Raw genomic sequence first — 21,507 nt, forward strand, 5'->3', positions numbered from 1 at the left:
TTTACGTTAGATTGCAATGCCGATATTAGTTTGCCCATCAGCAACAGCCTGGTGTTTAAGCGCTTTCACACTGTCACTGCTGATACGACCCATATTCTCTACGAATTCAATTAACTCACTTAACACGTCAATTTCATACTGCATGTAAGGGTGCTCACGAACCAGTTTGTTTTCAGGTTCTAGCCCTTCGCTTTCAATCAATAGCTCTACATAACGCGCAACCGTTGCTTGCGAAATTTTCGCAACGCTCACAAACTCATGCTCATCTTTTGCCATAAGGCCATGAATTAAGCCAAGTAAAGCAGTTGCGGCATCAATGGCTGGGTAAGTCCCGAACATCGGATAATCGTTTAGTTCTGGCACATTTGGTTCGATTTTCTCAACTTGTTTTTCTAAGCTGATCTTACTTTTTGGCAATAAGATTTTTTCCCAACACACATTTAACGCACTGCGTAACGTACTGGCATCGCCAAATTCTGTAGCCTCGCAAAATAATTCGTAGTTAGGCAGCATACGTTCTAGCACTGCTGCAGCCAGCACTGCCTTTTGTAAATAATTTAACTCTCTAATTCGCTGAAAGTTATTCGCTTTACTCATAATCTTTTCCACATTGCCAGCATGCTTGAAACGCTGGCCCGTTAAATTCGTTACACTGTGGACATTGCCATTCAGTGTCTTTTTCTTGTTGTTGGTAGTTTACCAATAATTCCTGCGCTTGGCGCAATTTTATCTTGTAAACCCATACAGAAACTTTTGCTTGATCTAACGGAATTTCTCCAAGTGCCCCTTGTAAAGCCTCCCCTTTAAGTAATACATCTATATTTGCTTGCTCTAATAAGCCTTTCACTAAATGGGCTTCTATCACATTATCTGAGGTAAAAACTTCACACCACTGCCAAGAATTATCTGTCATAATAAACTTTGAAAAGACCTAAAATGTTAAGACTGCAATGACACTTACAACACCTGCACTGTTATTTCCTGCCATCTCGTTATTACTATTAGCTTATACCAATCGGTTTTTAGTACTAGCGCAATTAATAAGAGAGCTCAATGCGAGAGAAGGAAAAACCAATCGACCTGTCGTTTTGGCACAAATCGACAATTTAAAAAAGCGTATAAAGTTAATTCGTGCCATGCAGGTTTGGGGCGTTTTCTCTTTTTTACTCTGTACACTATCGATGTTTAGTTTATTCATACAGCAACAGTTACCTGGCATCATTTTATTCGGAGTGAGTTTGTGTTGCTTAACTTTATCTTTAATTATCTCACTGTATGAAATACATATTTCTTGTGATGCTATAGAAATAGAATTGCAAAATATCGAAAAAAAGCCCACGGACTAATTAAGCAAGCATATCCTTTCCCGTCTATACTCACTTTGAACGAGTAAGATTTGGACTAAGCGTGAATAATTTTCTTTTTTCTGACGAAAATTTAAATCATGAACTCGAAACATCCAATGATAGTGATGACTACTGGGAAGTGCTTGTTGTTGATGATGAAGAGGATATTCATCAAGTTACTAAATTAGTTTTGTCAGGATTTGAATTTGAAAATAAATCTCTTCGCTTTCATCATGCATATTCTGCAAGAGAAGCGATGGATGTTTTGAATAAACAGGATAATATATCCGTTGGTTTAATTGATGTTGTGATGGAAAGTAATCATGCAGGCCTCGATCTTATCAAGCATATAAGGCAAAACATTGGAAATCATGACATTAGGCTTATTCTTCGAACTGGTCAGCCTGGAGAAGCCCCCGAAGAAGCTGTTATCCGCGATTACGATATCAATGATTACAAAAATAAGACAGAGTTAACCGCTGTAAAACTTAAAACTTTACTTTACTCTGCTCTTCGCTCTCACAGAGATATTCAAACAATTGCCAAACATAAAGCGGGCCTTGAAAGGATAATTGATGCTTCAGGCTCTTTCTTAAGCTGTAATAGTGTTCGTGAATTTGCTTCGACTATCCTTTCTCATGTATCTGATGTAATGGGGTTATCCTCCAGTGATATCTTCTGCGCTGCCGCAGTTAACAGTCAAAACGCAGAGGCTGATAACTTTAGGCTTCTCGCGGCTTCAGGAGAAGGTGTAGAACCCACGACAGAAGCAATACCACAAAACGTGAAACAGCTTTTCATGGAAACCCATAATAAAAAGCTCTCACACCAGACTGAATTTGAGTATGTTGGTTATTTCCCCTCTCAAGGAGGAAGTGAAACAATGCTTTACGTCAGTAAAGAGTCTGCGTTACATGAAACTGACCGTCAGTTGTTAGCTTTCTTTGCTAGCAACATTGCGATGGCCTACGACAATATCAGGTTACGAGAAACAGTCAAAGAGTCTCAAAAAGAGCTATCTTATATTCTAGGTGAAGCGGTAGAGAAACGCTCTAAAGAAACAGGCTCCCACGTCAAACGCGTTGCCAATTATAGTCAACTACTTGCCAAGTTATATGGCTTGAGTGAGTACCATTCTGAAATCATCAAGTTAGCATCACCTTTACACGATATCGGAAAAATAAGCATTCCGGATAATATTTTAAATAAACCCGGTAAACTCGATGACAAAGAATGGGAGATTATGCAGACACATGCAAAAGTAGGGTACGAGATCCTCCATAATTCAAGTAATGAAATTCTCAAATGTGGTGCAATAATCGCCTATCATCATCATGAAAAATGGGATGGTAGTGGTTACCCACAAGGCTTAGAAGGTGAGCAAATAAACATTGTCGGTCGTATTACCGCACTGGCTGATGTATTTGATGCTTTAGGCAGCGATCGATGCTATAAACCAGCTTGGCCTTTAGAAAATGTTATTTCACTGATACAATCTGAGAAAGGTAAACATTTTGACCCCAAACTCGTTGATTTATTTATAAATAACTTAGATGAGTTTATTTTTATTAGAGATAGCTACCCTGACTAGCTGTTTGTAATTTTAATGTAAAAAAGTATTTCACCCTTATTGCATTTTGTATTACTATTGGGTAAATACACAGTTCTAAAAGAACCGTTGAAATTAAAAGGAATTTCAAATGAGATTTGAACAACTCGAGCAATTTGTAGCTCTAGGCAATTTAAGACATTTCCGCCAAGCCGCTGAACAGACGAATATAAGTACTTCAGCCCTCACCCGTAGCATCCAAACTCTAGAAGACGAGATTGGCTGTGAACTTGTAAAACGTTCTACACGTTCTGTTCGTCTTACCGAACAAGGTGAGCTTTTCCTCACGTACTGTAAAGCAACTTTAAACGAGCTTGAAAATGCCAAAAAAAACATAAAACAGAGTTTATTTGGTAATGATCAAGATAAACTTGTTATTGGCTATACACAACAAATGAGCAGTGTTGTACCTGTAGTTTGCGGACAATTTTTAGCTCATCATCCAAGTGTAAAAGTTGAAATGCAGATGCTCGACGAGGCCGAGCTAATGAATAAACTTCAGCTTGGTGAAATCGATATTAGCGTATGTATGCACTCCTCTGAACTAGCAAGCTCAGATATCTATATTCCTGATCAACTCATCATGTTTGTTGCGAAAAACCATCCTCTGCTTAAGAAAGATTCTGTCACTAAACAAGACCTAATGAACTTTCCAATGTTTGGCTGCCTTTCTCAGTCAAGACAAGTACAGCACATGGTTAACGAGACTGCAGATAGTTTTAATAAAGCAACTTCAATGCGAGTAGGCAACATTAATGAAGTGCTTGATAATATCAAAAATAGCGATTTATTTGCAGTTGCTGGTATTGAGCACTCAAAGTTAGTTGCTCAAGACCCTGAGGTTGTTTTAATCAAAACAAATAAAGACCTACCGACTGAGCAAGTTTTAGTTAGAACAAACCACACGCTCAGTGAAGACGCTAACATTAGAGAGCTAGTTAGCTTGATTGAGACGTTTGAACAAAGACAAACTATGAATGTTTAAACATTGCTTAGATAAAAAAACCTGCGCTGAGCAGGTTTTTTTATGTCTAAGTAATGCTCTACCAAAAAGAAAGTGCCAAACCCAAAAATATCAACAGCCCTACATAGTGATTATTTAAAAACGCTTTAAAGCAGTTCTCTCTATTTCTGCCGTGGATAAGTTTTTGTTGATAAGCAAGTAAACAAGCAGCAAATGCCAACCCCAAATAAGCCACAGAAGTCGCTTCAACTACTTGGTAAATTGCAATCATTATGACTAAGAACATGATGTTTAGTAGTGCAATAATGTGTCTATCAAACTGACCAAATAACACAGCCGTCGACTTTACACCTAGCTTTAAGTCATCGTCTCTGTCGACCATGGCATACATAGTGTCATACGCCACTGTCCAAATTAAATTTGCAGCAAATAGCCACCACGCAATGATTGGAACTTGTTGCTGCGAGGCCATAAATGCCATTGGGATCGCCCAACTAAAAGCGGCACCAAGCACAACTTGAGGTAAATGTGTATAACGCTTCATAAACGGATAGCAAGCAGCCAATGCAAGTGCACCCAACGACAACGCGATAGTCTGCCAATTCAGCGCCAACACCAATAGAAACGCAATAAAAATTAGCAATGCAAACAGACTTAATGCTTCACCCGCTAAAACTTTACCTGTTGCAAGAGGCCGAGTAGCTGTACGTTTTACCGAGCCATCAATCTTTCTATCAGCAAAGTCATTAATGACGCACCCTGCACTGCGCATCACAAACACACCCAGCGAAAACACCAGTAAAAGCGCCCAATTCGGCAAGCCATCATTTGCTAACCATAACGCCCAGTAAGTAGGCCACAACAATAATAATGTGCCAATTGGTTTGTCAGTGCGCATTAATTGCTTATAGGCATTAAAGTTTTGCCATTTTAGGGCTTCAAGCTGCATCTAATACCTCAGGTAAAAATACTTCACACACCATCACATGTGCCTCTGATTGGGAGAAAATACGTCTTCTTGCAAAAATAGGCATGCGAGTAATGTCGCTTCTCTTCAACAGTTGAGCTAACTCTTCTCGAGATTCTACTTCAGCCATTTCTAATTCAGAACGTTGCCAAAGTTCATTCTGAAATAACACCTCACCCAAGGGCGTGTCTCCCAGCTGCTCTACACCTTTTTCGCAGGCTGGAATGGAGATCCAGCTCTGAGCATAAACTTGTACAACTTCATCGCAATATAATAAAACTTCACGACAAATATAATCATGGACTGTATCCCCCCATAATTTTGCAGTGATTGGTTGTTCGTTCAAAACAACCACTTTGAAATCAGCACTTTTTTGCTTCAAACGTGCAGTGAGAGAGCCTGTGTCACTTAACACAGGCTTTAAAGCTGCAGGTACAGAAAGCTCAGAGAGTGAACTTTGCCATGAAAAATCGATAGAAAGAGGATGCTTTAACAAAATTATATCTAACCCAGATTACAACCGAGACATCATAACATTGCTCAGTTCGCCAACAAAGTTCAGTCTTTGCTTTTTATTACTTGGTGGAAAAAGCGTAGCCCTTGGCTAAAATAATCGGCAAATTTTTAGTCACTTTCTATACTTGTAACACACTCAACGGAGTATAATTTTTCATAAAATACAGTTACAATCGCTTTTAAAGACAGATATATAACAGGAACTTCACCCACTATGAAGACGCTTTCAAGCTTATTTGCAATACTGCTGCTAATACTAAGCAGTACTTCAGTTCGTGCAGAAACAAATGTGGGTTACTTCGGTTTCGAACCAGATATCATCACTAACTACATAGGCCAGTCTAATAAGAAGCTCGGTTATATTCGTGTCACCGTGGATTTAATGCTGAATGATGTGAAGAATATTGCAATTGTAGAGCACCATACGCCACTGCTTCGTGATGCTATCGTACAAATCTTAAGTAAAGAGCCAGAAGAAACCATTAAATCATTAACTGGCCGTGAAGAAATTCGCCAGCGCTGTGCTGAGAAGTTAAAGAAACTACTTATGGATGAAACCGGCGAAGAAATTATCCGCGAAGTATTATTTACTAAGTACCTTTACCACTAACCTCTTTTTGATTTTGGCAGTTGTAATGCAGCAATTGCCATTCCACTCAATAAGCCAAATAAGTGCGCCCAGTTCGCCATACTAATAAACAATACATCAGCGAACCCTAATACCATCCATACCAGCATAAAACCGACGATTGGTTTAGTAATTAACTGCTTTTCTTCGGGCAGTTTTGTGCTGTAGATCCACGCAAAGCCAAGTAAGGCGTATACCACCCCACTTAGTCCACCAAAGCGATTATCAACCAATAAATACTGCGCCCAATTACTCACTAATGCAGAAATAAAAAACAGCAAGAATAAACTTGAACTACCCGCTTGCTTGATTATTTTATTCCCTAAATACAGCCACCAACTCAAATTAAAAATAAGATGCAATGCGCCAAAATGAATGATGGCAGGCGTCAACCAAGATAAAGGTTCGGTTGGATTAAACAGAAGTTTATCTAGCCACGATTGTGGATTTTGTACCAAGAAAAAGCAGGCAAAAACCGAAATACAAACAATAAACGTGAGCTTTAAAAACCAATGCAACCCGACAAATCGCTTCGCAAGATTTAAATCTTTGCCCATGTAATTAAATTTTACTTGGGTATCACCTGTTTGCCATGAAGCCGCTAAATAACGTTCATGGTAAGGATTACTTAAAAATTCTTGCCACAGCAGCGTTGCACGCTCTGCATCGTGCTCTGACACCCACACTTGAGCAGTGCGGTTGTCTAAATAGGTCAACTTAACCTTGATACCCTGACTCTTAAAATAGTCAGCTGCGCCTTGCAAGGCTCTGGGCTCTGAATGTTGACCTAATAAAATCATTGGCTCACAGACTCTGGTTGCTCAAGCGCCCACTGCGTAAAGCCGCCATCCATGCTATACACGTCTTCAAAGCCTTGTTCGATAAGATAATTAGCAGCACCTTGTGAACTCACTCCATGGTAACAAACCACAACGATTGGCTGCTCATAGTCTTTCTCAACCATAAATTGGCCAATATTTGCATTTGATAAATGAATGGCACCAGGCATGTGACCTGCTGCAAATGCATTTGGATCACGGATATCGGCAATAACGACATCATCTCGCTGCATAAGCGCTTTAGTTTGTGTAACTGAAATATGTTTAAACGGCATAAATTACTTCTCAAAAAAACAAAAAGGCGACATTTGCCGCCTTTGAAACAAATGTTACTTCATTAATCCCAGTTTAAGATCACTTTACCTGATTGACCAGAGATCATGGTATCGAAACCAGTTTGGAACTCATCAATATGGAACTGGTGCGTGATGATAGGGTCAAGATTTAAACCAGACTGGATAAGGCTTGCCATCTTGTACCAAGTTTCAAACATCTCACGACCATAAATACCTTTGATCACTAAGCCTTTGAAAATAACTTGGTTCCAATCAACCGCCATATCTGATGGTGGAATACCTAACATGGCAATCTTACCACCGTGGTTCATGTTGTTTAACATTGAGTTAAACGCCACTGGTACACCTGACATTTCAAGACCAATGTCAAAGCCTTCAGTCATACCAAGCTCAGCCATCACATCTTCAAGCTTTTCTTCTGCCACGTTAACTGCACGCGTCGCGCCCATCTTTCGCGCAAGCTCCAGACGGTATTCGTTCACATCAGTAATTACTACATGACGTGCACCGACGTGCTTCGCCACAGCTGCAGCCATAATACCAATTGGGCCTGCTCCTGTGATCAATACATCTTCACCGACTAGGTCAAATGACAGAGCTGTGTGTACTGCATTACCAAATGGGTCAAAGATTGAAGCTAATTCGTCAGAGATGTTATCTGGGATCTTAAATGCGTTATAAGCTGGGATCACTAAGTATTCAGCAAATGAGCCTTCACGGTTTACACCCACACCAATGGTGTTACGACATAAATGTACGCGACCTGCACGACAATTACGACAATGACCACAAGTAATATGACCTTCACCAGATACGCGATCGCCAAGCTCAAAACCACGTACTTCTTGGCCCATGCCAACCACTTCGCCGACATATTCATGACCCACAACCATAGGGGTAGGAATGGTGTTTTGTGCCCACTCATCCCACTTATAAATGTGTACGTCTGTGCCACAAATTGCAGTTTTACGAATTTTGATTAATAAGTCATTGTGCCCAACCTCTGGTTTTGGTGCATCTGTCATCCAAATCCCAGGTTCAGCTTTTAATTTCGATAATGCTTTCATTGTTACGTCCCAAGCAAAAAACAATTCGCCAGATCATACTTATGATTTGGCGAATTTCAGTATTAATAAGCGTATTGCTATTTAATAAATTTAGATGATACCTAGCTCTTTACCAATACGGGTAAAGGCATCAATTGCTTTATCTAGCTGCGCTTTCGTATGCGCCGCTGAAATTTGCGTACGAATACGTGCTTGACCTTTTGGTACAACAGGGAATGAGAAACCTGTTACGTAGATACCTTCAGCTAATAACTTGTCAGCCATAGCCGCAGCCACTTTCGCATCACCAAGCATTACAGGGATAATTGCGTGATCTTTACCTGCACAAGTGAAACCAGCAGCTTCCATGTTTTCACGGAAGTAAGCTGCATTTTCCCAAAGTTGATCACGCAGTGCTTTACCATCTTTAAGCATATCAAGTACAGCAATTGAAGCTGTTACGATTGAAGGCGCTAAAGAGTTTGAGAATAAATAAGGACGAGAGCGCTGACGTAGCCAATCAATCACTTCTTTCTTACCAGACGTGTAACCACCTGACGCACCACCGAGTGCTTTACCTAAAGTACCTGTGATGATATCAACGCGGTCAATCACGTTACAGTATTCATGTGTACCACGACCGTTTTCACCCACAAAGCCAACAGCGTGAGAGTCATCAACCATCACAAGTGCATTGTACTTATCAGCTAAATCACATACAGCTTCTAAGTTACAAATAACGCCATCCATAGAGAACACGCCATCAGTCGCGATTAGTTTTGTTTTCGCGCCCGCTTCAGTTGCGGCAATGAGTTGCTCTTCAAGTGCTGCCATGTCGTTGTTTGCGTAGCGGAAACGCTTCGCTTTACATAAACGCACACCATCAATGATTGACGCGTGGTTTAAGGCATCAGAGATGATTGCATCTTCTGGACCTAAAATTGTTTCGAATAAACCCGCATTTGCGTCAAAACAAGATGAATAAAGAATAGTATCTTCAGTTTGTAAGAACTCACTGACTTTTGCTTCTAGTGTTTTATGGATGTCTTGTGTACCACAAATAAAACGTACTGACGCTACACCAAAGCCATGGGCATCTAAGCCTGACTTAGCGGCTTCAATTAAGCTTGGGTGATTCGCTAAACCTAGGTAGTTATTTGCACAGAAGTTAATTACTGAGTCACCACTTGCTACTGCAATTTCAGCCTGCTGAGAAGACGTGATAATACGCTCGCTTTTGTATAAGCCTTCTGCTTTTACCTGCTCAAGCTGCTCTTGTAGTTGACTATAAAATGCCGATGCTCTCATGTAGAGTCTCCAATAAATTGCACGGTGTGCCTGTTTTCACACAGTTTTTGTTGTCTGTTCATTGCGCCTAACTATCGCAATAATTTTAAACAGGCGTATTGTAAGGGCTACGCACTATAAATGCACGGAGCCATTGTTCAAAAATTGAGGCGAATGTAAACGTTTATGAGACAAATGCAACCGTTTCTTTAATAGAAACACAGACTTGATCTGCTTCTGCTGCATCTTGTTCTGAAAAAGCTTGTCCTGAATTGACTAAAATAGCCGTTTTCACGCCGGCTGCGCGCGCGGCCTGAATATCTGATACTTTATCGCCGATCATGACGCTTTGTGACACATCAATATCAAATGCATCAATGCCTTGCTGCAACATACCCGGGTTTGGCTTACGACAGTCGCAGTCTTGCAAATATTCAGGTAGCGCCTTTTTAGGATGGTGCGGACAAAAATACACCTCTGTTATTGGGCATTGCTGCTCAGCAAACTGTGCTTTCATCCAGTCTGTCAGCTGATTAAATTGAGCTTCACCATAATAACCACGACCAATGCCCGATTGATTGGTCACCACAATTAAAATATAACCTTTAGCGATAAAATCACGACAAGCGTCGAATACCCCATCGATAAATTCAAAATCTTCAATTTTATGCACATAAGCGTGATCGTGATTGATCACCCCGTCTCTATCGAGGAAAACGGCTTTCTGTTTCGTTGTCATGATAATTACTAATTCGTTTAGTTTTAAGAATAAAGGCTGTTAATTAAGGTGTTGCTCTTTGCAAACTCGGTCGAACATAGCTTGTACGTCTGCTACGCTAATTTGCGACATCAAGGTTTTGCCTTTAACACGCGTACCCCAAGGTAACTGTTCGGCACTTTTCTTAAACTGTGCTTGAAGGTTTTTATGATATACCTCAACCACATAGTCTTGATAAAGATATGGGCCTGTGCGTGCAGGGTTCGAGTGAGCGTATAAACCAATCACAGGTGTGCCCATGGTAACCGCCATGTGCGCAGGGCCAGTATCAGGAGCAATGATCAATTTAGCTTGCTCTAATACACATACAAGTTGTTTCAAAGTGGTTTTGCCAACCAGGTTCAATACTTCAAAATCTAAGTAAGAGATAATGTCTGCTGCCAGTTGGCGTTCCATATCTGTCGGACCACCGGTGATCACCACATTAAAACCTTTCTGCTTTGCATATTTGGCAGTTTCGGCATAGCGCTCTGGCAACCAATTACGCTCCGCTTTACTCGCTGCAGGGGAGATAACTAAAACATTCTCAAGCCCATATAGTAACTCAGCTGCAACTTGCTTATCATCATCACTTACCGGCATTTGCCAAGTTGGCTCGTAATGAGGCACACCAATGGCTTTAGCAAACCCTCTAAAACCTTCGAGTACGTGCGCTGACTTTTCCGCTGCAATACGCTTATTGGTAAATAAGAAGTGCCCCTCTTTAGCACGGTGCCAATCAAAGCCCACTTTTACTTTGGCAGGAATACAACGAGCTGCAAAGTTTGCGCGAAGCGCCACTTGCATGTGCAGTAGCACATCAAACTGACGCCCTTTAAAGGTCTCTTTTAACTGTTTAAATGCCGCTTTACCTTGTTTTTTATCGAAAATAACAAACTCAACTCCTGGCATTTCTTGTAATAACATGGCTTCGATTTTGCCCACCACCCAAGTAATTTTCGCCTCTGGGTAATGACGCTGAATAGCCTGTACGGCCGACACGGCATGACACACATCACCAATCGCCGACAAACGTAAAATACAAATATCTTTAGGAGTCGAAGATAAAACCACAACAGTCTCTTATGCTTGTAAAAATAGTTGGTAGCAGTTTAACTTAATTTATTATCTAGCCCAACTTGTTAAAGCAAACACCCACACATCTCGAATCCCGATCCCTTTTAAGTATATACTTAGCAAAAAACTGATTTAGAATTCTATGCGCGTCATTCATTCCTCTGCCAATACACATATTCTATTGCCCGATAACTCATCCTTACCCGTTGAAGAAAACTGGTTCGAACCTAGCTATTGGCAACAGCAAAACAAAGTCGTGGGTGAAAAAAAAGGCCGCGCTAAAACTTACTTTTTGAACTTAGGTGAGCAAATCGGCGTGTTACGCCACTATTGGCGTGGCGGCTTAGTGGGTAAGGTTTTATCAGATCAATATCTATTTAGCCGATTAGAAAACACCCGTACCTATCAAGAGTTTCAACTTCTGACACAACTAGAAGAATTAGGTTTGCCAGTATCCAAACCAATTGCCGCAAAAGTGCAGCGCAGCGGGCTTATTTACCGTGGCGATCTGATCACAGAAGCCGTTACTGGCGCGCAAAGTGTGCTCGACAAATTAAAACAAACTCCGCTGACAGAAACTGAGTGGCAAGCAACCGCAGAGACCTTAGCACGCTTTCACAACACGGGCGTGTTTCACGCTGACTTAAATATCAATAACATCTTGTTTGACGATCATGGCAAAGTTTTTCTAATCGACTTTGATAGAGGCGAAATTCGCAAACCCTCTCAACAAACGGTTGAAAATAATATGACGCGTCTAAAACGTTCTTTTATAAAAGAATTAAACCGAAATACGGAGTTTTATTGGCGAGAAAGCGAGTGGGATAAGTTTTATGCGTTATATCGTTCATTTCTGAAAATCTAAAGTAAGTTTAAAAACGAAAAAACCCAAACACAAGTTTGGGTTTTTAATAAAGAATGTAGGTAAATTAATTACTTTGAATTTTCTTAATCACATTCGAAGTTGAGCAGCCATTCACAAATTCTAGTACTTCAACAGTACCGCCATTTGCTAGAACAAAATCAGCGCCAGCGATTTCCTCTACTTTATAATCACCGCCTTTGACTAACACGTCAGGCTTTACTTGCTCGATAAGCTTAGCTGGTGTGTCGTTTTCTTCTACCGCACCGAATGGGATCACCCAATCAACTGATGCGAGTGCACCAATCACAGTCGCACGTTCATCTAGTGGATTAATTGGGCGTTCAGGGCCTTTCAAACGACTGATTGAAGCATCGTTATTTAAACCGACAACCAGCTTGTCACCTCGTGCTTTAGCCTGCGCCAAATAACGTACATGGCCAGCATGTAAAATATCAAAACAGCCATTCGTGAAGACAATTTTCTCGCCGCGTTGACGAGCAAGCTCAATATGATGCAAGATTTCTTGCGTCGGTGCTTGGTATTGCTCACCGGTTTCACGTAGGTATTGCGTCAGTTTTGCTGATAGCTCTTCAGGTGATACTGTTGCAGCACCCAATTTTGCAACAACTAGCCCCGCAGCAACATTGGCAATTTCCACCGCTTGTTTAGCTGGCATGCCCGTACCAAGCATCACAGCTAGCGTAGCAATTACAGTATCGCCTGCACCAGTTACATCAGAGACTTCTAATACTTGCGCCGCAAAATCATGTTTTTCACTTGGTGTGATCAAAGACATGCCTTGCTCAGAGCGAGTCAGTAACATGGCACCAATGCCACAATCGGCAATGATCTTACGCGCACAATCAGCAAGTACTTGCTCGTCGCCTTTAATGCCACCTGCTGCGGTGTACTCATTCAGATTCGGAGTAATAAAATCAGCACCACGGTAATCGGCAAGTTGTTTAGATTTAGGGTCGACTAAAACAGTTTTACCAGCCGCTTTTGCCACTTTAATCATCTCGCTGATTTTCGCCAATGACCCCTTGTTATAGTCTGAGAAAAGCACCACATCGAAGTCATCAACAATCTCAGTGAGTTTTTGCAACAATAGCTCTGAATGTGACTCAAGGAAGGTTTCTTCTAAATCGAGACGTACAACTTGCTGATGGCGGCTAATCACACGCATTTTAGCAATGGTCGGCGCATCATCTTGGGTAATAAGCTGAGAGTTAATTTTCTCATTTTTTAAAAGTGCTTGCAGTGAGCTGCCGTTATCATCATTACCGATAATACCTAATAGGCTAACTTGGCCATCTAAGTACGCGATGTTTTTGGCAACGTTGGCTGCACCACCGGCTTTATCTTCAAGCTTGCTGACTTTAACAACGGGTACCGGTGCTTCTGGTGAAATACGGCCAGTGTCACCATGCCAGTATCTGTCGAGCATCACATCACCAACAACCAGAATTTTAGCTTGTGATAGCTTTTGAAAATAACTTAAATCCATTATTCGCCTTTCTCAATCGCTAAATCAATGGCTTCACATAACCAGTGACCAATAAACATATGTGCTTCTTGTATACGCGCAGTTTCATCATTGGCAATGATAATCGGTAGGTTAGCAATATCTTTTACTAAACCACCTTCACGGCCTGTTAGCGCTACCGTATAAGCGCCAATCTCATTTGCAGCTTTAAGTGCTAAATTAATGTTTGGACTCGTGCCAGACGTTGTTAAACCAATCACCACATCTTCAGGTTTACATAATGCTTGGACCTGGCGCTCAAAAACTGTGTCGAAGTGATAGTCATTTGAGTGCGCGGTTAAAATAGAGGTATCTGTTGTTAACGCAATCGACGCTAAAGGACCACGCTCTAATTTATAACGTACAACAAATTCAGCCGCTAAATGCTGTGCATCCGCCGCGCTACCGCCATTACCACACCAAATTACTTTACCACCTGACTTTAGTGCTTTTTGACAAGCGACTAAAAGCTGCATCGCTTCACTTTGGTATTTATCTACTGTTGCAAACAGCGCTCTGTGGCGCTCAAGGCTTGCTAAAAAACTGTTTTCAAGCATGTTGTCTTTTTTAATTTCTTGCGACATGTGCGTTCCTACTCTTCCCGCTATTGTCAAAAATCTATTGTCTTACTAATGATCTACAAGTATACATTGACTGTTAACCAAGTATAGTTTTACCAAATACGTCTTTATCAAGAGTAAAGATACGTTGAATCTGATGGTAAAAAGCTGACTAGTTAAAGTAACTTAATTTACACGCCATAATTTTGCATTTGCGAATGCACGTTAGTTGTAAACCTGCTCTCGGCTTAAAGCTTTAACTTCATCATTTAATTATTTTCTAAAGAGCTTGTCATAGTAACAAATTCAACAGACAGGGGCACGACTCTAAACAGTTTAAATTTGTTAATTCGTTTTCATAAGCGGTTGAGCGGGTTAAAATAGCAATTGTTTCCTTACTTCAATAATATCGGTTGGTTATGGCGCGCTTTTTATATTCGTTGTTTTTATACGCACTCAGCCCCCTCATTGTGTTTTATCTTTATGTAATACGTGGCAAAAAAAATGCGGACTACCGTGATTTTTTTACCGAGCGATTTGCTTTGGGTTTAAAAAAATTGCCTAAGAAAGCGATTGTGTTTCACTGTGCTTCTGTTGGCGAGGTTTTAGCTGCAGCACCGCTTATAAAAGCGTTCAAAGCTGAAAACCCAAACCAAGCGATAATCGTTACTAGCAATACTCCCACAGGTCGCGCACAAATTAAAAATAGCTTACCTGATACGCCACTTTGCTATTTGCCTATCGACTTTTGGGGTGCCAGTAAACGCTTTATAAATACATTAACGCCTGTGCAACTTGTGGTGCTTGAAACTGAGCTTTGGCCAAATTTATTTGCCGCAGCTCATGCGAAAAAGATTGCAGTCAATGTTGTTAATGCTCGCCTATCAGAGAAGTCACTTCAGGGCTATCAAAAAGTACTCCCCCTTGCTAATGACATCATGAACCATATAACTAATTTAGCGAGTCACAACGAAGAAGATGCTAAACGCTTCTTACAGCTAGGGCTCAATAAAAATAAAGTCACAGTAACTGGCTCAATTAAATTTGATATTAAAGTTGATGGTGTAGCCAAAGCGAGCGCCGCTGAATTCAAAGAATACTTCAATCGCAGCAAAATCTGGGTTGCCGGTTCGACCCACCCAGGTGAACATGAACAAGTTCTGGCAGCCCACCAGCAAGTGCTTGAAACCCATCCTGATGCGCTACTGATTATTGCACCTCGACACCCGGAGCAATTTGCTAAAGCTGCAGAGCTTCTCAAAGAATCAAACTTGTCGTTTTCTAAGCGCTCGGGTGAGTTTAACCCGAACAGCAAAGTTTTATTAGCTGATACTTTAGGCGAACTTAAATACTTGTTTGGCAGCGCTAACATTGCCTACATTGGCGGCAGTTTAATTGAACGCGGCGGTCACAACCCATTAGAGGCCGCAGCATTTTCAGTAGGCACTTTGGCAGGCCCCCATGTCTATAATTTTGCCCATATTTACCCTGATTTAGCGGCGCACCAAGGCTGTATTACCGTTCATTCTAGTAACGAATTGGCCGAGCAAATAAATAGACTTTTCAGCAACTCAAGTGATTGTGCCGAACTCGGTGCAAATGCCCTTGCCTGCTTGCAAAAAAATCAGGGGGCGATAGCCAAAACCGTTAACTTAATCAGCACACATCTTTCTTAATTAATCGAGCAATATTTTATGACAACTGAACACACCTTAATTACCCAAGCCATGCAAAACTGGGTTAAAAGCGTCATTGTAAAATTTAACTTTTGTCCGTTTGCTCGCAAAGAAGTCGAAGCAAATACCATCGCCTATATTGTCTCAGAGGACGAAAAACACGAAGACGCGGTGATGACCATGCTTGAACAGCTGGCACATTTAGACGCACATCCTGAAGTAGAAACCACTCTGCTTATTTTTGCTGAAGGATTTAAAGATTTTGATAGCTATTTAGACTTAGTCGACCTTGCTAACGCACTACTTGCTGCACAAGGTTTTGAAGGTAAATATCAAATCGCTCACTTTCATCCAGACTATGAGTTTGCCGACAGCGAGCCTGACGATGCAGCCAATTTCACCAACCGTGCACCTTACCCAACACTGCATCTTATTCGTGAAGAAAGTATGGCCGAAGCACTGGCGAATTACGACGACCCGGAAAGCATTCCTGAAAACAATATCCGTTTAGCTCGACGCAAAGGCGAAGCATTCTGGCAGCAACTTTTGGCTAACTGCCATAAATCTTAAACTGTTATACCAGATTAATAATTACTATTGATTGGCTTTTAACAAAGGCATCAATTTGAAGATTTAATAATTCTAAATCGAAAATTGATACTCGAAATAAAGGTCAATCAAACTCAGTAAAACTCAATAACATGGTGTTTCTATATTGCTGTTCTGGCTGAACTAGAATGCTGTCGAACTGCTCATGATTTAATGCATCAGGGTAATTATGTAGCTCTAAACACACGCCTGAGTAGGGCGCAAACGGGGCTGATACCCCCCCCCCAATATAGCATTGCAGGCCATTTTGGTCGCTAAAAACACTCAGTCGCACGCCATTATTTTTTGATACAAGTTGTGCCACTAATCTCATACCCTGAGGCGCTTTGTGAAACACATAGTAATGATCTAGGTCTCTAGTCTGTTGCAACGATTTAGGCTCGCGAAAATCAAATTTTGAGGCCATTGATTCACTTTCATCGACTTTAAGTAGTTTTCCGGTTGGAATATTACCAGCATCTTTTTCTAACACTGATTCAGCATCAATACACAATTCAAGCTCTAAAGCTGAGCGCTCTGCCAAATTAAAATAAGCATGATTAGTTAAATTAAGCGGTGTGATTTTATCTGTATTTGCACAAATCTCGATTTTGAGTTTGTTGTCTTCTGAAAGGCAATAGGTGATTTGAATAGCCACATTACCCGCAAAACCATTATCGCCATCTGGTGATTCAAGCGTCAGCGTCACTGATGAATGCGATTTTTCAGCAATCCTCCAAAACCGCTTATCAATACTCTGCGCTCCGCCATGCAAACAATGCTCACCCTCATTTTGAGAATATTGATAAGTTTGCCCATCATAGCTAAAACGACCTCGACCAATCCGGTTTGCAACTCGTCCGCAAATAGCGCCCACATAAAAAGGATCTTCAAAAATCTGAGCTTCATCTTGATAGCGCATGAGCATTTCTTTGGGCCCATGACAGGTCGAAAAAATAATAGAACACAAGCGTGCGCCAAAGTCAGACACCACAACCTGCATGCCATTGTTATTTTTGAGGGTAATTAGAGTTTGCTTCATGAGTTAACGTATATAAAAAACAGCAGGTTACTCACTGAAAAGTGAATTCCCTGCTGTTTAAAAAAGAAATGACGACTACCACCAAGTGGCATAAAGTGCGATTAAGATCACTACCACACCCAAAGCGGCCACATTAAAGCCCGTATTAGTTGCGAAGCTGACATCACTCAGTTGCACACACTCTGATCTACCTTGAGATTCACGCTCATGCGCCTTAAACAGTTTTGAGACCAAAAAACATAGCAATAAACAGAGCACAAACACTAACCCCACTCGGTCCATAAAGGGCAAGCTTGGCAAGGCAAATTTCAAACTTAATGAGAACAGCGCAGAGCCAAACGCCGCAGCCAGTGCACCATTAGCGGTAGTGCCTTTATAGAACATCCCCATCACGAAGATCACCACAATACCTGGGGTAAAGAATCCAGTGAACTCTTGAATGTACTGAAACGCCTGCTCAAATTGGCCTAACAAAGGCTTTGCAACTAACAGTGCCACTATTAAAGCCAACAAAGCCGTGACACGCCCAACATTCACATAATGAGATTGGCTTTTTTCAGCATGGAGCTTTTTATAAATATCCATGGTGAAAATTGTCGAAATACTATTGGTCATCGATGCTAAGGACGACACAATCGCCGCCACTAACGCGGCAAATACCAAGCCTTTTATTCCCACAGGCATGAGCGACATCATTGACGGATAAGCTTTATCTGGTGCGGTTAAATCAGGATATAACACCACAGCAGCAATGCCCGGCAGTACTACAATCAGCGGCATCAATAATTTTAAATACGCTGCAAAGGCAATGCCTTTTTGTGCTTCGTTTAAGTCTTTCGCTGCCAGTGCTCTTTGAATAATGTATTGATTAAAACCCCAATAACTAAAGTTCATGACCCACATGCCACCAATTAATACCGACAGCCCAGGTAAACTCATATAATGTGCGTTATCTGGAGATAATATCATGTCAAAGTGCGTTGGCACTTGTTCTGTGAGTACACCAAAACCCGCTAACACGCCTTGCCCGTCAGATACGGCATCGAGCGCCAAGTAACTTAAGAATAAGCCGCCAAATACCAGCAAGGTGACTTGCAAAATATCTGTAAAGGCCACGGCTTTTAAGCCGCCATAAAGTGAATATGCCACCGAAAATACCACTAAAAACATCATGCCATATAAAGCATCAACCCCAGCGACAGTTTCAATCGCAAGGCCACCAAGCCAGAGCACCGCGGTTAAATTCACAAACACATAAACGGCCAACCAAAACACCGCCATGGTGGTTTTTACACGGTCATCGTAACGCTGAGCTAAATACTGCGGCATGGTATAAATTTGCTGTTTTAAGAATATCGGTAGCATGTATTTACCGACTAAAATTAGGGTGATCGCCGCCATCCATTCATAAGATGCAATCGCCAACCCCATGGCATATCCCGAGCCCGACATACCGATGATCTGCTCTGCCGAAATATTTGAGGCTATCAGTGACGCCCCTATCGCCCACCAAGGTAATGCCTTAGAAGCTAAAAAGTAATCTTCAGTATTGGCACCTTCTTTTTTCTCGCTGCGGGAGATCCATAGCGCAATCGCCAACAAGCCGAGTACATAGGCGCTAAAAACAGCGATATCTGTGCTGTGTAAACTGAAATTCATGATGTTCCTCGTTATTATTTTTCTAATTACTTGAGTTATATTAATTAAACTCTAAAAGCCCCTTGTACGGCTTCGCACACATACACGTCGGCTTTTAACCCCGTGTGTTTTTGGTACTCGGCTTTAACTGCTTGAGTTACTGCTTCAACTAAATTTTTTGGCATCACAGCCACCACGCAACCACCAAAACCCCCGCCTGTCATTCGTGCGCCACCTTGCCCGGCAATTTGTGATTGCATCAGCGCGACCAAACAGTCAATTTCGGCTGTGCTGGTGCCAAAATCATCTTTTAATGAGCTATGTGATACATTTATCAAACGTCCTAATTGGCTTATATCATTGACTTTAAGTGCCTCTAATGCATCTAAGGTTCGCTGATTTTCGGTGATCACATGCCTTGCTCTTTTATAGTCCAACTCACTCAATTTTGCCTGCTCTGACTCTAATTCAGATAAAGTCACCGCTCGTAGTGCTGGTGCATTAAAGTGTTTGGCCACTCGCTCGCATTGCTCGCGTCTTTGGTTATATTCACTCTCGACGAGGCCACGTTTGACGTTTGAATTAACAATCACAATGGCTAAGTTTTCTGGAATGGGCGCATCTTGAAAGGTTAAATCTTGGCAATCGAGTAACATGGCATGACTATGCGCGCCCATTGCCGAAATACTCTGATCCATAATCCCGCAGTTGCAGCCTACAAATTCATTCTCTGCTTGTTGGGCGAGCTTGGCCGCTGTAAAGCCGTCTATCTGAAACTCAAATAAGTCCGAAAACGCTTTGATCAGAGCAACTTGCAAACTGGCCGACGAGCTTAATCCCGCCCCTTGTGGCACGTTACCTGAGATGACAATGTCAGCACCTTGCAGTATAAAGTCGGCTTTTTGCAGGACATATACCACCCCAGCAACATAGTTTATCCACATCAAATCAGGATTAAATGAAAGCGCAGCCAGTTCAAGCTCACATACTTGATTATCGAGGTCATGAGCTAGCACCCGTATTGTGTTGTCGTCGCGCTTTGCGATGGCCACATCAGTGCCAAAATTAATTGCAGCAGGCAGCACAAATCCCAAATTGTAATCGGTATGATCGCCAATTAAGTTCACTCTCCCTGGCGCGTGACTTACTTGCTCGGCTTGATAACCAAACTGCTTAGTAAAAACGTGTTTAATCATTTCAGTACGACACATCATTATCTCTCACTGTAATGCGTTGAAGACTGAGCTCGTAATCTTTCAGCGGCTTGCTCTGGGGTTAAGTCGCGTTGCGGCTCTGCTAACATTTCATAGCCCACCATAAATTTACGAACACTGGCAGAACGAAGTAAAGGCGGAAAAAAGCTCGCGTGCAGTGTCCACTCAGGGTGAGCCTGCCCGTCAAATGGTGCGCCATGCCAGCCCATTGAGTAAGCGAACGCGCATTCAAACAAGTTGTCATATTTAATGGTCAACTCAGATAAAATAGCTGCAAGACTAAGCCCTTGTGACTCGGTGAGTTGCGTCATACGCTGCACCGGAAAACGCGGCAATAGTAGGGTTTCAAACGGCCATGCCGCCCAAAAAGGCACCACCACCAGCCAATCATCATTAATAGCGACAATTCGTGTTTGTTGCTGAATTTCTCTGGCCACATAATCGGCGAGTAAATTCCCGCCTCGCTGCGAAAAATACTGAGCTTGTGAACGCTGTTTTTTTTCAACCAAGGTCGGTAAAGACTGCTGCGCCCAAACTTGTCCATGAGGATGCGGGTTTGAGCATCCCATCATCGCGCCTTTGTTTTCAAACACCTGCACCCACTGATAGGTTTTACCTAGTTCGCTATATTGCGACTGCCAGGTTTGCACCACCTTGTGAATTTGCTCAGCCGAAAGCTGCGCTAATGTCTTACTGTGATCAGGTGAAAAACAAATAACACGACTTTCACCTTGTTCTGCCTGCATGGTAAATAATGGGTCGTCGCAGTGATGAGCTGGCAGCTCACTGTGTAGTGCCGCGAAATCATTGTTAAACACAAAGGTATGAACGTAATTAGGGTTTTGCTCACCATTAATACGTGTATTGCCAGCACACAAATAACAACTTTCATCATACGACGCAGTTGCTAATGCTTGCTGTTTTTCTGTTTGCCCCTGCCATGGTCGTTTGGCTCTATGGGGCGACACCAACACCCACTCATTAGTGAGCGGATTTAACCGCCGATGGGGGTGCTCAGTTGCATCAAATATCATATTTAAATCATATAGGAATAATGTATACAAAAA

General features: G+C 41.7%; 23 protein-coding genes. 7 read left to right on the plus strand and 16 right to left on the minus strand.

Annotation, left to right across the window (positions count from 1 at the left end):
* Positions 1-6: 6 nt before the first annotated feature.
* Both ACGHEH_RS16255 and ACGHEH_RS16260 read right to left on the minus strand, forming a co-directional pair.
* Positions 7-597: a YjaG family protein gene (locus ACGHEH_RS16255; RefSeq protein ID WP_390447337.1), complete on the minus strand. Its 591-nt coding sequence runs from the start codon at positions 595-597 to the stop codon at positions 7-9.
* The gene (locus ACGHEH_RS16260) at positions 590-913 is read right to left on the minus strand and encodes a DUF2007 domain-containing protein (RefSeq protein ID WP_390447339.1); all 324 of its coding nucleotides are present in this window, start codon (positions 911-913) and stop codon (positions 590-592) included. The genes ACGHEH_RS16255 and ACGHEH_RS16260 overlap by 8 nt, the downstream gene beginning before the upstream one ends.
* A gap of 37 nt (positions 914-950) precedes the next feature.
* Between ACGHEH_RS16260 and ACGHEH_RS16265 the strand changes: the two genes are divergently transcribed.
* The 3 genes from ACGHEH_RS16265 (at position 951) to ACGHEH_RS16275 (ending at position 3,940) form a co-directional block, all read left to right on the plus strand.
* Positions 951-1,346 (plus strand): DUF2721 domain-containing protein, encoded by a 396-nt coding sequence (locus ACGHEH_RS16265; protein WP_390447341.1) that lies wholly within the window; start codon positions 951-953, stop codon positions 1,344-1,346.
* 61 nt (positions 1,347-1,407) lie between these two features.
* Complete coding sequence (locus tag ACGHEH_RS16270) at positions 1,408-2,937, plus strand: DUF3369 domain-containing protein (protein ID WP_390447343.1); 1,530 nt, start codon at positions 1,408-1,410, stop codon at positions 2,935-2,937.
* 109 nt (positions 2,938-3,046) lie between these two features.
* Positions 3,047-3,940 carry a LysR family transcriptional regulator gene (locus ACGHEH_RS16275; RefSeq protein ID WP_390447345.1) on the plus strand — a complete coding sequence of 298 codons (894 nt, stop codon included), beginning with the start codon at positions 3,047-3,049 and terminating at the stop codon, positions 3,938-3,940.
* Between the two features lie 58 nt (positions 3,941-3,998).
* Here ACGHEH_RS16275 and ubiA read toward each other — a convergent pair whose 3' ends face one another.
* A complete protein-coding gene (ubiA, locus tag ACGHEH_RS16280) occupies positions 3,999-4,868 on the minus strand; it encodes a 4-hydroxybenzoate octaprenyltransferase (protein ID WP_390447347.1) in 870 nt (289 codons plus the stop codon).
* Entirely contained in the window at positions 4,858-5,382 is a 525-nt protein-coding gene (locus tag ACGHEH_RS16285) for a chorismate--pyruvate lyase family protein (protein WP_390447349.1), read from the minus strand. Before ACGHEH_RS16285 ends, ubiA begins: the two co-directional genes overlap by 11 nt.
* Before the next feature lie 234 nt (positions 5,383-5,616).
* Between ACGHEH_RS16285 and ACGHEH_RS16290 the strand changes: the two genes are divergently transcribed.
* Positions 5,617-6,012: a flagellar basal body-associated protein FliL gene (locus tag ACGHEH_RS16290; RefSeq protein ID WP_390447351.1), complete on the plus strand. Its 396-nt coding sequence runs from the start codon at positions 5,617-5,619 to the stop codon at positions 6,010-6,012.
* On the opposite strand, the gene glpG is transcribed toward ACGHEH_RS16290, so the two are convergent.
* The 6 genes from glpG to ACGHEH_RS16320 form a co-directional block, all read right to left on the minus strand.
* Positions 6,009-6,830 (minus strand): rhomboid family intramembrane serine protease GlpG, encoded by an 822-nt coding sequence (glpG, locus tag ACGHEH_RS16295; protein ID WP_390447353.1) that lies wholly within the window; start codon positions 6,828-6,830, stop codon positions 6,009-6,011. The two genes, ACGHEH_RS16290 and glpG, sit on opposite strands and share 4 nt — an antisense overlap.
* Positions 6,827-7,144, minus strand: coding sequence for a thiosulfate sulfurtransferase GlpE (glpE, locus tag ACGHEH_RS16300; protein WP_390447355.1), 318 nt, complete (start codon positions 7,142-7,144; stop codon positions 6,827-6,829). The genes glpG and glpE overlap by 4 nt, the downstream gene beginning before the upstream one ends.
* A 62-nt stretch (positions 7,145-7,206) precedes the next feature.
* A complete protein-coding gene (gene tdh, locus ACGHEH_RS16305; protein ID WP_058028994.1) occupies positions 7,207-8,232 on the minus strand; it encodes an L-threonine 3-dehydrogenase in 1,026 nt (341 codons plus the stop codon).
* 90 nt (positions 8,233-8,322) lie between these two features.
* Positions 8,323-9,519, minus strand: a complete 1,197-nt coding sequence (locus ACGHEH_RS16310) for a glycine C-acetyltransferase (RefSeq protein ID WP_390447357.1) — start codon at positions 9,517-9,519, stop codon at positions 8,323-8,325.
* Positions 9,520-9,682: 163 nt separating this feature from the next.
* Positions 9,683-10,237, minus strand: coding sequence for a D-glycero-beta-D-manno-heptose 1,7-bisphosphate 7-phosphatase (gene gmhB / locus ACGHEH_RS16315; RefSeq protein WP_390447360.1), 555 nt, complete (start codon positions 10,235-10,237; stop codon positions 9,683-9,685).
* A gap of 39 nt (positions 10,238-10,276) precedes the next feature.
* Entirely contained in the window at positions 10,277-11,329 is a 1,053-nt protein-coding gene (locus ACGHEH_RS16320; protein ID WP_390447362.1) for a glycosyltransferase family 9 protein, read from the minus strand.
* A gap of 145 nt (positions 11,330-11,474) precedes the next feature.
* Here ACGHEH_RS16320 and ACGHEH_RS16325 point away from each other — a divergent pair, with 145 nt between their 5' ends.
* Entirely contained in the window at positions 11,475-12,197 is a 723-nt protein-coding gene (locus tag ACGHEH_RS16325) for a 3-deoxy-D-manno-octulosonic acid kinase (protein ID WP_390447365.1), read from the plus strand.
* 64 nt (positions 12,198-12,261) lie between these two features.
* Here ACGHEH_RS16325 and hldE read toward each other — a convergent pair whose 3' ends face one another.
* The gene (hldE, locus tag ACGHEH_RS16330; RefSeq protein WP_390447366.1) at positions 12,262-13,704 is read right to left on the minus strand and encodes a bifunctional D-glycero-beta-D-manno-heptose-7-phosphate kinase/D-glycero-beta-D-manno-heptose 1-phosphate adenylyltransferase HldE; all 1,443 of its coding nucleotides are present in this window, start codon (positions 13,702-13,704) and stop codon (positions 12,262-12,264) included.
* Positions 13,704-14,306, minus strand: a complete 603-nt coding sequence (locus tag ACGHEH_RS16335; RefSeq protein WP_390447369.1) for an SIS domain-containing protein — start codon at positions 14,304-14,306, stop codon at positions 13,704-13,706. The genes hldE and ACGHEH_RS16335 overlap by 1 nt, the downstream gene beginning before the upstream one ends.
* Before the next feature lie 395 nt (positions 14,307-14,701).
* Between ACGHEH_RS16335 and waaA the strand changes: the two genes are divergently transcribed.
* Entirely contained in the window at positions 14,702-15,958 is a 1,257-nt protein-coding gene (gene waaA / locus ACGHEH_RS16340) for a lipid IV(A) 3-deoxy-D-manno-octulosonic acid transferase (protein WP_390447371.1), read from the plus strand.
* 18 nt (positions 15,959-15,976) lie between these two features.
* A complete protein-coding gene (locus ACGHEH_RS16345) occupies positions 15,977-16,528 on the plus strand; it encodes a DUF1415 domain-containing protein (protein WP_390447372.1) in 552 nt (183 codons plus the stop codon).
* A gap of 103 nt (positions 16,529-16,631) precedes the next feature.
* On the opposite strand, the gene ACGHEH_RS16350 is transcribed toward ACGHEH_RS16345, so the two are convergent.
* The 4 genes from ACGHEH_RS16350 to ACGHEH_RS16365 form a co-directional block, all read right to left on the minus strand.
* Complete coding sequence (locus tag ACGHEH_RS16350; protein ID WP_390447375.1) at positions 16,632-17,588, minus strand: aldose epimerase family protein; 957 nt, start codon at positions 17,586-17,588, stop codon at positions 16,632-16,634.
* 75 nt (positions 17,589-17,663) lie between these two features.
* Positions 17,664-19,247, minus strand: coding sequence for a sodium/sugar symporter (locus ACGHEH_RS16355; RefSeq protein ID WP_390447378.1), 1,584 nt, complete (start codon positions 19,245-19,247; stop codon positions 17,664-17,666).
* 44 nt (positions 19,248-19,291) lie between these two features.
* Positions 19,292-20,422 carry a galactokinase gene (galK, locus tag ACGHEH_RS16360; RefSeq protein WP_390447381.1) on the minus strand — a complete coding sequence of 377 codons (1,131 nt, stop codon included), beginning with the start codon at positions 20,420-20,422 and terminating at the stop codon, positions 19,292-19,294.
* A 17-nt stretch (positions 20,423-20,439) separates the two neighbouring features.
* Positions 20,440-21,474 carry a UDP-glucose--hexose-1-phosphate uridylyltransferase gene (locus ACGHEH_RS16365; RefSeq protein ID WP_390447384.1) on the minus strand — a complete coding sequence of 345 codons (1,035 nt, stop codon included), beginning with the start codon at positions 21,472-21,474 and terminating at the stop codon, positions 20,440-20,442.
* Positions 21,475-21,507 lie beyond the last annotated feature (33 nt).

Origin of the sequence: Pseudoalteromonas sp. MTN2-4 (genome assembly GCF_042848605.1) — a bacterium.
Taxonomy (GTDB): Bacteria; Pseudomonadota; Gammaproteobacteria; order Enterobacterales; family Alteromonadaceae; genus Pseudoalteromonas.

Bases quoted from the DNA above. Each gene is read 5' to 3' on its own strand.
- ACGHEH_RS16255 (WP_390447337.1), bottom strand. From the start codon at position 597: ATGAGTAAAGCGAATAACTTTCAGCGAATTAGAGAGTTAAATTATTTA.
- ACGHEH_RS16260 (WP_390447339.1), bottom strand. From the start codon at position 913: ATGACAGATAATTCTTGGCAGTGGTGTGAAGTTTTTACCTCAGATAAT.
- ACGHEH_RS16265 (WP_390447341.1), top strand. From the start codon at position 951: ATGACACTTACAACACCTGCACTGTTATTTCCTGCCATCTCGTTATTA.
- ACGHEH_RS16275 (WP_390447345.1), top strand. From the start codon at position 3,047: ATGAGATTTGAACAACTCGAGCAATTTGTAGCTCTAGGCAATTTAAGA.
- ubiA (WP_390447347.1), bottom strand. From the start codon at position 4,868: ATGCAGCTTGAAGCCCTAAAATGGCAAAACTTTAATGCCTATAAGCAA.
- ACGHEH_RS16290 (WP_390447351.1), top strand. From the start codon at position 5,617: ATGAAGACGCTTTCAAGCTTATTTGCAATACTGCTGCTAATACTAAGC.
- glpG (WP_390447353.1), bottom strand. From the start codon at position 6,830: ATGATTTTATTAGGTCAACATTCAGAGCCCAGAGCCTTGCAAGGCGCA.
- glpE (WP_390447355.1), bottom strand. From the start codon at position 7,144: ATGCCGTTTAAACATATTTCAGTTACACAAACTAAAGCGCTTATGCAG.
- tdh (WP_058028994.1), bottom strand. From the start codon at position 8,232: ATGAAAGCATTATCGAAATTAAAAGCTGAACCTGGGATTTGGATGACA.
- ACGHEH_RS16310 (WP_390447357.1), bottom strand. From the start codon at position 9,519: ATGAGAGCATCGGCATTTTATAGTCAACTACAAGAGCAGCTTGAGCAG.
- gmhB (WP_390447360.1), bottom strand. From the start codon at position 10,237: ATGACAACGAAACAGAAAGCCGTTTTCCTCGATAGAGACGGGGTGATC.
- ACGHEH_RS16325 (WP_390447365.1), top strand. From the start codon at position 11,475: ATGCGCGTCATTCATTCCTCTGCCAATACACATATTCTATTGCCCGAT.
- hldE (WP_390447366.1), bottom strand. From the start codon at position 13,704: ATGGATTTAAGTTATTTTCAAAAGCTATCACAAGCTAAAATTCTGGTT.
- ACGHEH_RS16335 (WP_390447369.1), bottom strand. From the start codon at position 14,306: ATGTCGCAAGAAATTAAAAAAGACAACATGCTTGAAAACAGTTTTTTA.
- waaA (WP_390447371.1), top strand. From the start codon at position 14,702: ATGGCGCGCTTTTTATATTCGTTGTTTTTATACGCACTCAGCCCCCTC.
- ACGHEH_RS16345 (WP_390447372.1), top strand. From the start codon at position 15,977: ATGACAACTGAACACACCTTAATTACCCAAGCCATGCAAAACTGGGTT.
- ACGHEH_RS16350 (WP_390447375.1), bottom strand. From the start codon at position 17,588: ATGAAGCAAACTCTAATTACCCTCAAAAATAACAATGGCATGCAGGTT.
- ACGHEH_RS16355 (WP_390447378.1), bottom strand. From the start codon at position 19,247: ATGAATTTCAGTTTACACAGCACAGATATCGCTGTTTTTAGCGCCTAT.
- galK (WP_390447381.1), bottom strand. From the start codon at position 20,422: ATGATTAAACACGTTTTTACTAAGCAGTTTGGTTATCAAGCCGAGCAA.
- ACGHEH_RS16365 (WP_390447384.1), bottom strand. From the start codon at position 21,474: ATGATATTTGATGCAACTGAGCACCCCCATCGGCGGTTAAATCCGCTC.